This window comes from Okeania sp. SIO3B5 (genome assembly GCF_010692555.1).
Taxonomy (GTDB): Bacteria; Cyanobacteriota; Cyanobacteriia; order Cyanobacteriales; family Microcoleaceae; genus Okeania.
Map to the genome: position 1 here is coordinate 1 of NZ_JAAHHG010000006.1, position 13,120 is coordinate 13,120.

A 13,120-nucleotide genomic window follows, 5' to 3' on the forward strand; every position below is an offset into this window, starting at 1 on the left:
TCAAAGCTCTTACAGGTAAAAGTTTCAGTCTTTTTCACCTCAAACATTGATGTTCTATTGATCTATTGTCCAATAGTTACAGTAGTTTCCGCGCGTTATGAAGTACATATGCGGATCAAGTGCGGCAACTATATATTTTCATGCAACAAAGCCATGCACGACCATAAAAAATTTAATATAGCAATATTTTTTCCACTTTGGTAGAATAGAATATAAGATAAAAAAATTAACTGTTTTAGAATTGGAGAAAAGACTCTATTGTTATTTTCAGCAAAGGTAAAAAATTATGGTGACAACTAACTTAGTTCAGACAATAGCTGTTAATATTCCTAAAGAAATTAATCTCAAAATTACTCACGAACAATTTGTTGAGTTAGCACTGGTAAACCGAGATTTGCAATTAGAAAGAACTGCCAAAGGAGAATTAATTGTTATGGCACCAACAGGAAGCGGTACGGGAAATCGTAACTCAAGTATTACAGGACAACTTTGGTTATGGAACTATCAAACAAAACTGGGGAAAACTTTTGATTCTTCTAGTGGTTTTCATCTACCTAATGGTAGTAGTCGTTCTCCCGATGCTGCTTGGGTAAAACAGGAAAGATGGGATAGTTTGACTAGAGAACAAAAGGAAACTTTCGCACCTTTATGTCCTGATTTTGTAATAGAATTACGCTCTAAAAATGATACTATTTCCGAATTACAGAAAAAGATGAAAGAGTATCAATCAAATGGTGCAAAATTAGGTTGGTTAATTGATAGTAAAAATCGGCAAGTGGAGATTTATCGCCAAAATAGAGACGTGGAAATATTAGAAAATCCTAATAGTTTATCTGGGGAAGATGTATTACCTGGATTTGTTTTAGATTTGACAGAAGTTTGGGGTTAGTAAAAACATCTATTACATGAAAAAACAGTAATGAAATTAATATTTTTCCTACCTTGGTGGTGCATCGTAATGGTTGTGCATTGTTATTATTTTTTTGAAGAAGTACAACAGTGGTTAGAGAAAGAGGCGATCGCTTATCTAACGTTACCGTCAAAAACCGTAAAATTGGCTTCCTCAAACTTTTTTCTATTGAAGTCTGAAACAACTAAACAACTATATGTTAAATTCTATAAATTTTTACATCGAGCAAGAATCCGCCAAAATCGGCCATTTCTTACCCCCATTCCTGTACTGGGACTACCAGCGACATTCATTCTGATTGGTAGAAATCCCCTACGCATTTTACTATAAGTTAATCTTTTATACAGTAACCATTTTCCTCCTTTACGCCATCCTACTCTGTCTCCAAACTTTTTCCAAACTTCGTAAGCACGTCTGGCATCCAGACCTCTCATACCACCTAGACTCCGATAAATTTGCTTTTGCACAGAAAAGCCAAAATTACCTTTACTATATTTCAGCCAAAGTTTGTCAATCGTGCTTAAATCTTGGCAAGAAAAATTCCTAGCATCTCTATCTCTCAACCATGCCGATCTTCTTGAATAGCCTGCCAGTCTTAAAATTACCATCCTTGTTTCTTTGTCTGCTTCTTGCCATTGTCCCCTCCTCAATAAATCACGCAGCCTTGTATAGTCAACCTTCTGAGCTAAAATTAGAGGTTCATTATTAGATTCCAATCCCGAAGCTATTTCTTCTGAAAATAATCGTCCAGAATAATTTACTAGAGTTAATACTAGGAATGTTATACCAAAGATACGAGGTAAATATTTCATTTTATTCAAAATTTAGAAACTCGACTCAGAATAATATTAACTGTTTTTGGTTGTCAAGGGCGATCGCCACATTTAAACATTGCAAACTACACGAAAACCAACATCGTAGTAGTAACTATTACAGTCACTATCGTAACGACACCCAGAACGATTGTAGAAATAATATTATGTTTCGAGAAAAAAGTCTTTATAATATAATTAAGTATTCAGCCAGATATAATATTAATTGTTGATATATGGACGACATCAAACTATTAGACAGAATCTCTGTCAATCCTAAAATTTTCAACGGCAAACCTATAATTCGGGGTCGTCGTTTGGCAGTGGAACATATCTTGGGAATGTTAGCAGCAGGAGACACCCCTGAGACCATCTTAGAAGGTTATGCTTGGTTAGAACCAGAAGATATCCAAGCTTGTCTGCTCTATGCTTATAAATTAGTCAGTCACGAGAGAGGATTGACTTAATCCAAGAATAACGATATAATAAATTATAAAGCGTACTATTAAACAGACTCTGTTTGCTGCGCATACAAAACACACATAACATGAAATCCATTAGAACCAAGCTCAAACTTAATAATAAGCAGAAAACTCTGATGGCTCAACACGCAGGCTACTCACGTTGGTGTTATAATTGGGGTTTAAGCTTGTGGAATGCTGCTTACAAGGCTGGTTATAAGCCTAATACCCGTAAGCTGAGAGAAGTTTTTACCAATCATACAAAGGCTTTATATCCCTGGATGAAAAATTTGTCATCTAGAGTTTACCAATACGCTTTCATAAATTTAGGTGAAGCCTTCAAAAGATTCTTTAAAGGGTTAGGAAAATACCCAAGGTTTAAGAAAAAAGGTAGGTCGGATTCATTCACAATAGATAATTGTGGAAAACCAATAGAACTTAATGGTTGGTCTCACAAGTTACCTTTTATAGGTTGGGTAAAAACTTATGAACCGATTGAGGCAACGACTAAAAAAATAACTATTAGTAGGCAAGCGGGTGATTGGTATCTCAGTTGTAGCTATGAATGGAATCCCACAACCACGCCCAAAAAAACTGATGTAGTTGGTGTAGATTTAGGGGTGAAAACCTTAGCGACTTTGAGTGATGGAAAAGTATTTGAGAGCGTAAAATCTTATCGCAGATTTGAAGCTAAGTTGTCTCGATTGCAATACCTAAATCGTCATAAAGAGGTAGGCTCTGCCAACTGGAAAAAAGCACAACTGAAAATTGCCAAGCTACACGCAAAAGTAGCTAACATCCGCAAAGACGCAATTCATAAATTGACAACATACTTAGCCAAAAACCACGGCACTGTCTCAATTGAAGATTTGAATGTCAGCGGAATGTTACGCAATCATAAACTAGCGAAATCAATAGCCGACCAAGGATTTTATGAATTTAGACGACAGCTAGAATATAAGTGCGAATGGTACGGTTCTGAGCTAGTGGTAGTTGACAGGTTTTTTCCATCATCAAAAACTTGCTCACACTGCGGTCACGTTCAAGATATGCCATTAAATGTAAGGACTTATGATTGCCCTGAATGTGGCTTGTCAATAGATAGAGATTTAAACGCCAGTATAAATTTGAGAGATGCGGTCGGCTTGACCGTGAATGCCTGTGGATGAGTAACCGCTGACGGCCTCAGTGGAAGCAGGAAGTAAACATTAAAATGTCACTTATTTGACGTTTTATATCGGTTTTATGAAGCAGTCGAACCATTACTAATAGAAAATAAATGATCAAGCTGCTACTTGATACTTGCGTTTCGGGTGGAATTCGTGAGCAACTGCAAACTAACGGTTACGATGTCATATATACAGGTGACTGGTTAGAAGATCCAGGTGATAACGAAATTTTGGCAATAGCTTACCAGGAACAGCGAACTTTAGTTACTCTTGACAAAGATTTCGGTGAAATAGCAATAGTTCGCGGTCAACCTCACTACGGAATTATCCGTTTGGTGAATATAGCGACTAAAAAACAGGCAGAAGTTTGTGTTGAAGTTCTTATGCGTTACAATCGCGAACTACAGGCAGGAGCTATTGTTACGGCATCGCCAGGAAGAGTGAGAATTCGTAGTAATTGAAGTTCATTGTCCACCAATAAACCGGGTTGTTAACGAAGTCAGAAGTCAGAAGTCAGAAGTCAGAAGTTATTTTTGTAACGGGGATTTTGAGCAACTCTCCAAAAATATTACGCCTTAAAAGGCGGGGTTTTAGACCCATGTTATTTTGATAAACCCGGTTTCTGCATAAGTCCTGTGGATTATACAGCATATATTGGGCAGGTAATAGCTGTTTGCGCAGTATCCCGCAGGAAATGCTTATCTTATTCCTTCTTGTCGCAACCAAGTATCTGCCCAAGTTGCATCATTTTCTGATAATTTTGGTACTGGTTTTTGAGTGTAATCTATTTTTAAATCGTAACTGCCAACATCATAAATATTAGTTAATAAAGCTTGTAAATCTATAATTGGTTCTGTATCTTCTGGGCGTAATGGTAATGGAAATTCAGGGATTTTATTTTGGATATTAAAGGCATATAAATCAGCTCTTGGTCGTTGCTTTACGCGACTCACTAAAATCTGATAATGACTTTTATTTTTATGATTTGAAATAGGCATTCGTTGACCGCGACGCAGTAAATCTATTTCGATAAAATTAGTCAAACTATCTAAAATTTTTTCTCGTTTTTCTAGATAAATTTCTCTACCTTTTCCACCTTTTTTATTAGAAGGAGATAATATTTCTATGGTAGTTACAACTTCCTTAGTTGCTACTTCTTGAATTTCCAAATATCCTTGGCGAATAGTTATAGGTATTGGCAGAGTTACTGTTATAGGTTTTGTGGAAGGTTCTATTATTGCAACTTGAGATTCTGTATAATTTGAAGTGTTAATTTGGCTTTTTTTTGACAGCACTGAAACATCTGGAATATCTACAAATAAAGATTCTATATCTTTTTCTTCATACATTCTTACTTGTAGGGAAACAAAATATTTAGGATATAGTTGGGGAGATAATAAGTCAGCCATCTTCACAGTTAGATGTAGATGTAATCCCGGCCATAAATCGGGATGTTCTAAATATGGGTCCATACCAGGAAATGGGGATGGCATAATTTTTTATCCTTTGAGCGATCGCTAGTTTTTTTGTATTTTACATCATAAAAAAAAGGTAAGTGTTACACCTACCCTCATCTATTTTATCATGGTAATTTGACCTTAGCAATTAGTCATTACCTATGACTTATGATTATCATTATTCTGACCATTTGTGATTTCCATTGCTTGGCTTAACATCCAATTTTTTGTTTGGGAATCTTGGCTATTTGAGATGATATTTTTTGTGTGACGCACTTGTTCAATTGCTTCTAGAAAATCATTCATTGTCGAAATATTTTGTTCATTTTCATAATTTCTGGAGGCAGTTTTTAATACTACTTTTTTGACGACTTTCTTGATTTCTCGACCAGAAAATCCTTCAGTAAAATCTGCTAATTTTGCTAAAGATATATCTGGGGCAAGGGGATGTTTTTTGGAGATATGAACTTCAAAAATACGTTGCCGACATTGCACATCTGGCAAACTAATAGAAATAGCATCTAGGCCGCGATCGACAAAGGCAGCGTCTAAAACTTGAGCATTATTTGTTGCTACTATTACTAGGCCAGAAAACTTTTCTATTTCGGCAAGGAGAGTATTTACAGATGAATTTATACCTCTGGCAGCAGTATCTTCAGGGTTGGATAAACGCTTGCCCGCCGCTGTGTCAACTTCGTCTAGAAAAACTACCGCATCTTGCTTTTCTGCCTCTGCAAAAATTCTGCAAATATTGTTTTCTGTTTGACCTACATATCGACTAGAAAATTGTCCGTTATTAGCTTCTAAAATTTTCTTACCTAGAGCTTTAGCTATGCCATGAGCAATACTTGTTTTACCAGTTCCAGGAAGACCTTCTAATATAATCATTCCTGAGACATCATCATAACCCCATGACTTGATTAAGCCTATTTTTTGACACAAATTTAGGATTTCTTGAATCCTTTTTTTTGTAGTAGGAGGAATGATAATTTTCTCTAGAGAATTTCGTGGGTCTTTAATTAATAAACTGGCATCTATTTCTCCAGGAATTTTTTGTTCTTGAATTTGTTCTTGAGCAGAATTATTGGTAGTTTGATTGGGGCTATCTGTAAACTGAATGGTTACTTTTTTTGGAGTGGGCGCCCCTTCTATTTCTGGATATTTTTCTAGGGCAGAAAAAATATGTTTAACCATCTTTTCTTCTACATGGCTCCTAACTTTTGGGTCTGGGTTATGAGAGTTGCCATGACTGGGTAATTCCTTGACAGTTACTTGCATTTGTTTTTCCTGACCAAATATTGGCTTAACATTTTTCTGCCAAGTGGTGTCTACTTTTGCCATTTTTTTTGTCTCCTAATTTAGTTGGAATAAATTTGTTTTATAAGGAGAAATAAATTGCTTATTCCCCCTAATAGTTGTGAAATTAACTAACTGTGTAATCTTGACTAATCGATTCTTGAATTGACTGCGTAATCTTGACTAATCGATCCTTGATTAGTCAAAGTATTCTGCACCTCCGGAGAAAATGAGCTCCAAGAATATAGACTTTCAGCGCTTGTGAATACTGTACCCCAAGGCGATAAAAAATTAACGACGAATTTGATTTTTGGACCATGGTTTTCCCAAAATTTATAAGCAGTAGCCTTAATCTTCTTCACTTTCTGTTTTTGACTATTACTAAGTCGCTTCCACTCTTTTTCAACTACAGGATCGAGTACCGTTATAACAATACTTGCTACAGCAGTGCCTAATGTTAACCAAGTCAATATTTTGCCAACAAGAATGGGAGTTATTATAGGATCTACGGCAAAAAATATTGGTGTAAGTTGTGTGAGCATTTTTTTCCTCTTACTAAATAAATTGATGGCCTTGTTTGCCTGGGTTTCAACTTTGATACTACTAATCATAAATGAACTCAATTGCCCGTAAACCTCAGTTTCGGCTCATATTTTTGGGAACTAATCAAGCAGTTTTAACTCAGTTACCAAAAGTGAGCTAAAATTGAACCAATCAATATATGAAAATATTTTATGGCTGTTACTCTCAGAGCTTCTAAAGAGGGGCTAGAAAAGGTTGATATAGCTAGAAAAAAGAAGGGTTGGACAAAAACAGAGAAAGCTTGGCGGGAACTAGCACTAACTTCACAAGCAACTTTAAAACGTTTTTGGCGCGGTCTTCCTATTGAGCGAGATGCTTTTATTGGTATTTGTAAAACTGTAGGAATTAACTGGGAAGAAATTGTGGACGACGCTCCTCCCTCTCCTCAAAATTCCACTGTTGAATTTTTTGCTTATGATGATGTTTGGGTGGGTAGAGAAAACCTGATAGCTGAACTTACTACAAAGGTTAAAGAGTCTTGTCGCTTACTTATTCTTGTTGGTATTAGTGGTATTGGTAAGACTGCTTTGGCAGAAAAATTGGCGGTGGAGCTACACCAAGAATTTTTGCAGGGAGACTGGAGCAACTTTCGCCAGGAAAATTTTGATAATGAGCAAGAAACTAGAGATTTTCGTAGTGTTGCTCTCCGGTGGTTGAAAAAGTGGGGAGAGTCTCTCACTCAAGATGATTATCAAGATGTGGAAAGGTTACTCTATAAATTAGTTAATCGTTTGCGACAACATCGGTATCTGATAATTATTGATTCTCTGGAAAATATTTTGGTGGGAAATGAGGATGAGGGATGGAGTGATTTTCAGGATGAGTTGTGGGTGAGATTTTTTGAGCAAATTTTGGCTGCTCCAGAATGTCAAAGTCGCATTATCTTGACTTCCCAAGATTTGCCTGGGCAAATTCCCGAACGTTATCAGAATTTTTGGGTGTCTCAACCTTTGACTGGTTTGAGCAAGTCGGAGCAGTTGCAGTTATTTGGGAAAGCTGGGTTGGAGGTTGAGGAAAATTCTCCTAACCTACCCTATTTACAACGTATTGGTAATGCTTACGAGGGTCATCCTTTGGCGTTGCGGGTGATTGCGGGAGAAATTGGCAGCAAACCTTTTAATGGTAATGTGGTAGCTTATTGGAAAAGGTATGGTAATGAAATTGAGGAGGTGGAAAAGGGTATTGAGGAGGCAAAGAGTAAGGGGATAACTGGTGCTGACGATCGATTTCAGTTAGACAGATATACTCGTCTGTTGCGGAAAAAGGTCAAGTCGCGACTTGATAAGACTTTTTTCCGGTTGCAGAAAGACGCGCTTAATGCTTATCGGTTGATTTGTGCTACTGGAATATATAGGTGCGAGGTGCCAGAGAGTTTTTGGTTGAGTCATTTGGAAGACTGGAGTTGTAGTAAGGATGAGCAGGAAGTGGCGTTGCTGACTTTGCGCGATCGCTTTTTGGTTGAGGAAGTGGGAGTTGATGAAAATGGTCAGTTTCTACTGAGACAACATAATTTAATTCGTAGTGTGTCGTTGGAAAATTTAAAGAGGTTGGATGGGGAAAATGGTTGATTTACCTAATTTAAGGCTTTTTGGCATGAATATCCTGAAATCCTTGCAGTCTAATGCTTTATCATTAATAAGATTTCTCAATAAACCTTTGCTTTATAATGCTTCTAGCACCTTCATGCAACAAAGCCCTAATTTAAAGTCGAAAGTTAAAAATAATCAGGCAGGAAGAGCTAGTTTACCTCCTGCTGATTATGTCTTGAAATTATTGAAGCTTGACAGAGATGCTCTGAAGTTAATTGAGCCAAGTTCTAAGCGTCACCAATATCGGGCAGTTATTAATTGGGTGACTAACTACAAATATCCGCAAGAAGTAAATGAGAAAAGAGAGGTGGTGAAAGGCTATCTAGAAGCATTTTATCATCTTTGTGAAGTGGAAGACTGGGAACGAGCAAGGAAAATTCTTTCTATTGAAGTACCGCCAGTTGATGAAGATTTAAAGACTCAACTACTGAGGTGGGGTTACTATGAGGAATGTATTCAACTCAACAGTAGACTATTAGGTAAATTAAACCAATACAGCGACTGTATTTGTTTAAATGGTTTGGGTCTTGCTTACGATGGCTTAGGAGAATATCACAGAGCTATTGAGTATTTTCAGCAGCTTTTACAAATAACCAGAGAAGTAGGTTATCCTTCTTTGGAGGGCTGTGCTTTAGGGAATTTAGGCAATGCTTACGATTCCCTAGGAGAATATGACAAGGCTATTGAGTATCATCAGCAGGATTTACAAATAACCAAAGAAGTAGGCGACCGTTCTGGGGAGGGTCGTACTTTGGGGAATTTGGGTAATGTTTACTGTTCCCTAGGAGAATATGGCAAGGCCATCGAGTATCATCAGCAGTATTTACAAATAGCTAGGGAAACAGGTGACCGTTATGGGGAGGGTACTGCTTTGGTGGGTTTAGGCAATGCTTACGATTCCCTAAGAGAATATCACAAAGCTATGGAGTACTATCAACAGAGTTTACAAATAGTTAGGGAAATAGACTACCGTTTTGGCGAGGGTGCTGTTTTGGGGAATTTGGGTGTTGCTTACGATTTCCTAGGAGAACACCACAAAGCTATGGATTATTATCAACAGAGTTTACAAATAGCTAGGAAAATAGGTAACCATTCTGAGAAGAGTCGTGCTTTGGGGAGTTTGGGTAATGCTTACTATTCCCTAGGAAAATATGATAAAGCCATGGAGTACTATCAACAGAGTTTACAAATAGCCAGGGAAATACACGATCGCCTTGGGGAGGGTAATGCTTTTGGGAATTTGGGTAGTGCTTACTATTCCCTAGGAAAATATGACAAAGCCATGGAGTATTTTCAGCAGTATTTACAAATAGCTAGGGAAATAGGCAGCCGTTCTGAGGAGGGCAGTGCTTTGGGGAATTTGGGGAGTGTTTACAATGACCTAGGAGAACATGGCAAAGCCATCAAGTATTTTCAGCAGAGTTTACAAATAGCCAGGGAAACAAGCAATCGTCTTGAAGAGGGTAGTGCTTTAGGAAGTTTGGGTAATGCTTACAAATCCCTAGGAGAATATTACAAAGCTATAGAGTACCATCAGCAGCATTTACAAATAGCCAGGGAAATAGGCAGCCGTTTTGAGGAGGGTCGTGCTTTGGGGAATTTGGGAGGTGTTTACGATGACCTAGGAGAACATCACAGAGCCATTAAGTATCATCAGCAGTTTTTACAAATAGCTAGGAAAATAGGCAATCGTTCTTGCGAGGGTATTGCTTTTGCAAACTGGGGAGAAACTCTGCTCAAGTTAGAAAAGTATGCCGAATCTCTGGAATATTCACAAGCAGCATTAGAGATATTTCAGCAGATAGGTTTTCGTCATGGCGAAGCAGTAGCTCTCAAGAATATAGCAGAAACCCATCAACACTTAGGAAATTTAGATGCAGCACGACAGTATTGCGATGAGGCGTTGGCTATTTTCACAGAATTAGGAGTGCCAGAATTGAAAGAATGTCAGGAGTTGCGGGAGAAGTTGGGCTAGAAACTGATTTTGCCACGGATACACGGATGGTGAATTAGAGCGTATTAAGTAGATGAGCGATCGCTATTTATTGAGGCGTTGACTATTTTCACAGAATTAGGAATGCCATAATTGAAAGAATGTCAAGAATTAAAAAAACAATTAATGAGTCAATAGAATAATGACCAATATTACACCAAATGGCGAGTTAGTATTGAGAGAAATTAGTCTCGAATCAGCAACTATTAAGTCAATTAAACCATGCCAGAAAAGGATTCAGTATCGGGCAGTTATTAACTGGCTGACAAAATATAAACCCCATGCAAATGCTTCTAATTTGGAGCAGGTGAAAGGTTATTTAGAAGCTTTTCATCATTTGTATGAAGTGGAAGATTGGGAAAGAGCTACGACAATTATTGATATTACTCTGAACACTCCCACTAATGAAAAATTACGTGATATATTAGGTACTTGGGGTTATTACCAACAACAAAAAGAAATTTACGAGGGACTTTTAGGTAAATTAGATAATAAGTGGGAATGTATTTTTTTAAATGGTCTCGGTAATTGTCACTTTTATGCAGGTAGTTATCAATTAGCTATTGATTACTTTGAACAAGGTTTGAAAATTGCCAATAAAAATTATCTAGAAAAAAATTACCGAATCTTACAAAATCTGGGTTCTGCATATTACGGTTTAGGAAATTACAATCAGGCGAACTCTTATTTACAACAAAGTTTAGAACTGGCGAAAAAAACGGGCGATCGCTTCACAGAAGCAGGTATATTAGTCAATTTTGGTCATCTCTATGATTCTCTGGGAAAATACAATCTAGCACGAGATTATTTTCAGCAAGCTTTGATAATATCTCAAGAAACAAATAATCGTAGCGTAGAAGGAGCAGCATTAGGAGGATTAGGAAGTTATTACTATTCTCAGCAAAAGTATCAAGAAGCAATTACTTATCATTTCCAACATTTAGAAATAGCAGAAGAAATAGGCGATCGCCAAAGTATCAAAAGTGCATCAGGAAATATTGGAGGTGCTTACTTCTCCCTCAAAGAATACTCTGCAGCTATTACTTATCTTCAAAAAACTTTAGAATTGACGAAACAAATGGGCGACTTGAATGGGGAGGAAACTGCTCTACTAAATCTAGGTTTAATTGAATTTGAATTAGGAAATTTAACTCCAGCAAGAGAGTATTTTGAAAAAGCTTTAAATATTGCAAGAGAGATAAGCGATCGCCGAGGTGAAGCTACTATATTATTCAATCTGAGTCAGTGTTATTATAGGTGTGGTAAATTTCAACAAGGTTTTACTGCGTCTCATAAATATCGTAAGATAATGGCAGAATCTGGAGTAACAGTAAATGCTTTACCATTGCCAAGATGGTATGAATCATTCCTCAAATTTAGTCAAAGAGGTAGATTTAAGCTAACTTTATTCCTCTTATTTGTGTTAATAGGATTTCCCTTTGTCACAATTGCTTATTCGATGCAAATGTTGTGGTGGAGGTTCTACACTAAGTTTAAATTACCTGAGTGAAAAAAAATCCTAAAATCATCAAAATTGTACCAATTTATAATGCGGACATCTTACCCGCTATAGGTGTACCTCCCATATATCGTTGTGCAGCTTTCAAAAGAATATAGTCAGTCAATTTTTTCTCCAAAAAGTTTCAATTTTAATTCTTTTGAGGAAATGCCGCGATCGCGACCTGCCAAATAATCTTGCCACGCTAATTCACTTTCATTTATTTCAGAAATAGGAATTACCTCGGAATCTACTTCTATTTCTACCCCCTCATTAACCATCTGTTGCAATGCTTCTAGTAATCTCAGTCGATCTGCAGTAGAAAGATTATACACAGCTAGACGAGTCCAAACTATTTTCATTGTCGCCACCTTGCTAAAGCAGCAGCAACTTCTTCCTCACTTGCAAATTCACCAGCATCCGCCTGGCGTAAACCTTCTTTAATATGCTCTACCTGCCACTCTTGCAGTTGCAAATAATCATTGTTCGCGTCATCTTCTACTACTTTCACCTCATCATTAAGCATTTTTTGTAATTCTTCTAGTAATCTCAGTCGATCTGTATAGGAAAGATGATATACTTGATTTAGTACCTGCTCGTAAGTAAACATAGACTATCAATTTATTTTTAAGTTTAGCTATTTCCTACTATATCATAATTGTAGCAATTTATAGTGCGGGCATCTTGCCCGCTATAGGTGTACCTCCCAGATAAGATACAGGAGAGGCTAAAGCCCAATTACAAACAAAAATTTAACTTATTGAGTAGATGAGCGATCGCTCCTCATTTCCTCTCTTGCCAAAACTGCTCCTTTTAAGTATCCTACTATAGAGAAAACCACTTCCCAAAAAATGCCCATGAAAACTAAAAGCTTTACTGCCATAGTTTACCGAGAAGAGGATATGTATATAGCTGAATGTCCTGAAATTGGTACAGTTGACCAAGGTGCCACAATAGAAGAAGCACTAGCAAATCTTAAAGAAGCAACAAGACTATATCTCGAAGAGTGTCCGCCACCGGATGAAATAACCCCAAGATTTGTTACCAATATTGAGGTTAGTTATGCCTAGACTGCCAAGAATCTCAAGCAAAGAAGCAATTCGCACCCTAGAGCGTCTGGGTTTTGAGCAAGTCAGGCAAACAGGAAGTCACGTTGTGCTTAAAAAACCCTTACCAGATGGAAAAATTGTTTGTGTCGTACCACTGCATAACGAATTAAAAATTGGTACTCTTAGCGGCGTTCTCAAACAAGCTAAAATTACCCCGGATGAGTTTATCGCCAATTTATGATGGGCAGAAAAAAAGAATTGACATAGACAGACGCATCCAAAATGGTGCGTGACGACGAATTGT

Annotated in this window: 15 protein-coding genes; 9 read left to right on the forward strand and 6 right to left on the reverse strand. The window is 37.3% G+C overall.

Annotated elements, in window-relative coordinates; genetic code table 11:
• Window positions 1-286: 286 nt before the first annotated feature.
• Entirely contained in the window at window positions 287-889 is a 603-nt protein-coding gene (locus F6K54_RS01350) for a Uma2 family endonuclease (protein WP_293073397.1), read from the forward strand.
• A 227-nt stretch (window positions 890-1,116) separates the two neighbouring features.
• Here F6K54_RS01350 and F6K54_RS01355 read toward each other — a convergent pair whose 3' ends face one another.
• A complete protein-coding gene (locus F6K54_RS01355) occupies window positions 1,117-1,722 on the reverse strand; it encodes a GUN4 domain-containing protein (protein WP_293073400.1) in 606 nt (201 codons plus the stop codon).
• A 236-nt stretch (window positions 1,723-1,958) separates the two neighbouring features.
• Here F6K54_RS01355 and F6K54_RS01360 point away from each other — a divergent pair, with 236 nt between their 5' ends.
• From F6K54_RS01360 to F6K54_RS01370, 3 genes are all read left to right on the forward strand, one after another.
• Window positions 1,959-2,189 (forward strand): DUF433 domain-containing protein, encoded by a 231-nt coding sequence (locus F6K54_RS01360; protein WP_293073403.1) that lies wholly within the window; start codon window positions 1,959-1,961, stop codon window positions 2,187-2,189.
• Window positions 2,190-2,269: 80 nt separating this feature from the next.
• A complete protein-coding gene (locus F6K54_RS01365; RefSeq protein ID WP_293073406.1) occupies window positions 2,270-3,352 on the forward strand; it encodes an RNA-guided endonuclease TnpB family protein in 1,083 nt (360 codons plus the stop codon).
• Between the two features lie 110 nt (window positions 3,353-3,462).
• A complete protein-coding gene (locus F6K54_RS01370; protein ID WP_293073409.1) occupies window positions 3,463-3,813 on the forward strand; it encodes a DUF5615 family PIN-like protein in 351 nt (116 codons plus the stop codon).
• A 237-nt stretch (window positions 3,814-4,050) separates the two neighbouring features.
• Here F6K54_RS01370 and F6K54_RS01375 read toward each other — a convergent pair whose 3' ends face one another.
• From F6K54_RS01375 to F6K54_RS01385, 3 genes are all read right to left on the reverse strand, one after another.
• Entirely contained in the window at window positions 4,051-4,845 is a 795-nt protein-coding gene (locus F6K54_RS01375) for a DUF4058 family protein (protein WP_293073412.1), read from the reverse strand.
• A 123-nt stretch (window positions 4,846-4,968) separates the two neighbouring features.
• Window positions 4,969-6,150, reverse strand: coding sequence for an ATP-binding protein (locus F6K54_RS01380; RefSeq protein ID WP_293073415.1), 1,182 nt, complete (start codon window positions 6,148-6,150; stop codon window positions 4,969-4,971).
• A 104-nt stretch (window positions 6,151-6,254) separates the two neighbouring features.
• Window positions 6,255-6,647 carry a hypothetical protein gene (locus F6K54_RS01385; protein WP_293073418.1) on the reverse strand — a complete coding sequence of 131 codons (393 nt, stop codon included), beginning with the start codon at window positions 6,645-6,647 and terminating at the stop codon, window positions 6,255-6,257.
• 192 nt (window positions 6,648-6,839) lie between these two features.
• On the opposite strand from F6K54_RS01385, the gene F6K54_RS01390 reads away from it, so the two are divergent.
• The 3 genes from F6K54_RS01390 (at window position 6,840) to F6K54_RS01400 (ending at window position 11,779) form a co-directional block, all read left to right on the forward strand.
• Window positions 6,840-8,255 carry an AAA family ATPase gene (locus F6K54_RS01390; RefSeq protein WP_293073421.1) on the forward strand — a complete coding sequence of 472 codons (1,416 nt, stop codon included), beginning with the start codon at window positions 6,840-6,842 and terminating at the stop codon, window positions 8,253-8,255.
• The gene (locus tag F6K54_RS01395; RefSeq protein ID WP_293073423.1) at window positions 8,248-10,251 is read left to right on the forward strand and encodes a tetratricopeptide repeat protein; all 2,004 of its coding nucleotides are present in this window, start codon (window positions 8,248-8,250) and stop codon (window positions 10,249-10,251) included. The genes F6K54_RS01390 and F6K54_RS01395 overlap by 8 nt, the downstream gene beginning before the upstream one ends.
• Window positions 10,252-10,411: 160 nt before the next feature.
• Entirely contained in the window at window positions 10,412-11,779 is a 1,368-nt protein-coding gene (locus F6K54_RS01400) for a tetratricopeptide repeat protein (RefSeq protein WP_293073426.1), read from the forward strand.
• Window positions 11,780-11,886: 107 nt separating this feature from the next.
• On the opposite strand, the gene F6K54_RS01405 is transcribed toward F6K54_RS01400, so the two are convergent.
• Window positions 11,887-12,129, reverse strand: coding sequence for a hypothetical protein (locus tag F6K54_RS01405; protein WP_293073428.1), 243 nt, complete (start codon window positions 12,127-12,129; stop codon window positions 11,887-11,889).
• Window positions 12,126-12,377, reverse strand: a complete 252-nt coding sequence (locus F6K54_RS01410) for a CopG family ribbon-helix-helix protein (RefSeq protein WP_293073431.1) — start codon at window positions 12,375-12,377, stop codon at window positions 12,126-12,128. Before F6K54_RS01410 ends, F6K54_RS01405 begins: the two co-directional genes overlap by 4 nt.
• 241 nt (window positions 12,378-12,618) lie before the next feature.
• Here F6K54_RS01410 and F6K54_RS01415 point away from each other — a divergent pair, with 241 nt between their 5' ends.
• Together F6K54_RS01415 and F6K54_RS01420 are read left to right on the forward strand one after the other, a co-directional pair.
• Complete coding sequence (locus F6K54_RS01415; protein ID WP_293073434.1) at window positions 12,619-12,837, forward strand: type II toxin-antitoxin system HicB family antitoxin; 219 nt, start codon at window positions 12,619-12,621, stop codon at window positions 12,835-12,837.
• Window positions 12,830-13,057, forward strand: a complete 228-nt coding sequence (locus tag F6K54_RS01420; protein WP_293073437.1) for a type II toxin-antitoxin system HicA family toxin — start codon at window positions 12,830-12,832, stop codon at window positions 13,055-13,057. Before F6K54_RS01415 ends, F6K54_RS01420 begins: the two co-directional genes overlap by 8 nt.
• The last annotated feature ends 63 nt before the right edge of the window (window positions 13,058-13,120 follow it).

What these genes read in the sequence shown, in the direction of transcription:
- F6K54_RS01350 (WP_293073397.1), top strand. Translation starts at nt 287, where the DNA reads ATGGTGACAACTAACTTAGTTCAGACAATAGCTGTTAATATTCCTAAA.
- F6K54_RS01355 (WP_293073400.1), bottom strand. Translation starts at nt 1,722, where the DNA reads ATGAAATATTTACCTCGTATCTTTGGTATAACATTCCTAGTATTAACT.
- F6K54_RS01360 (WP_293073403.1), top strand. Translation starts at nt 1,959, where the DNA reads ATGGACGACATCAAACTATTAGACAGAATCTCTGTCAATCCTAAAATT.
- F6K54_RS01365 (WP_293073406.1), top strand. Translation starts at nt 2,270, where the DNA reads ATGAAATCCATTAGAACCAAGCTCAAACTTAATAATAAGCAGAAAACT.
- F6K54_RS01370 (WP_293073409.1), top strand. Translation starts at nt 3,463, where the DNA reads ATGATCAAGCTGCTACTTGATACTTGCGTTTCGGGTGGAATTCGTGAG.
- F6K54_RS01375 (WP_293073412.1), bottom strand. Translation starts at nt 4,845, where the DNA reads ATGCCATCCCCATTTCCTGGTATGGACCCATATTTAGAACATCCCGAT.
- F6K54_RS01380 (WP_293073415.1), bottom strand. Translation starts at nt 6,150, where the DNA reads ATGGCAAAAGTAGACACCACTTGGCAGAAAAATGTTAAGCCAATATTT.
- F6K54_RS01385 (WP_293073418.1), bottom strand. Translation starts at nt 6,647, where the DNA reads ATGCTCACACAACTTACACCAATATTTTTTGCCGTAGATCCTATAATA.
- F6K54_RS01390 (WP_293073421.1), top strand. Translation starts at nt 6,840, where the DNA reads ATGGCTGTTACTCTCAGAGCTTCTAAAGAGGGGCTAGAAAAGGTTGAT.
- F6K54_RS01395 (WP_293073423.1), top strand. Translation starts at nt 8,248, where the DNA reads ATGGTTGATTTACCTAATTTAAGGCTTTTTGGCATGAATATCCTGAAA.
- F6K54_RS01400 (WP_293073426.1), top strand. Translation starts at nt 10,412, where the DNA reads ATGACCAATATTACACCAAATGGCGAGTTAGTATTGAGAGAAATTAGT.
- F6K54_RS01405 (WP_293073428.1), bottom strand. Translation starts at nt 12,129, where the DNA reads ATGAAAATAGTTTGGACTCGTCTAGCTGTGTATAATCTTTCTACTGCA.
- F6K54_RS01410 (WP_293073431.1), bottom strand. Translation starts at nt 12,377, where the DNA reads ATGTTTACTTACGAGCAGGTACTAAATCAAGTATATCATCTTTCCTAT.
- F6K54_RS01415 (WP_293073434.1), top strand. Translation starts at nt 12,619, where the DNA reads ATGCCCATGAAAACTAAAAGCTTTACTGCCATAGTTTACCGAGAAGAG.
- F6K54_RS01420 (WP_293073437.1), top strand. Translation starts at nt 12,830, where the DNA reads ATGCCTAGACTGCCAAGAATCTCAAGCAAAGAAGCAATTCGCACCCTA.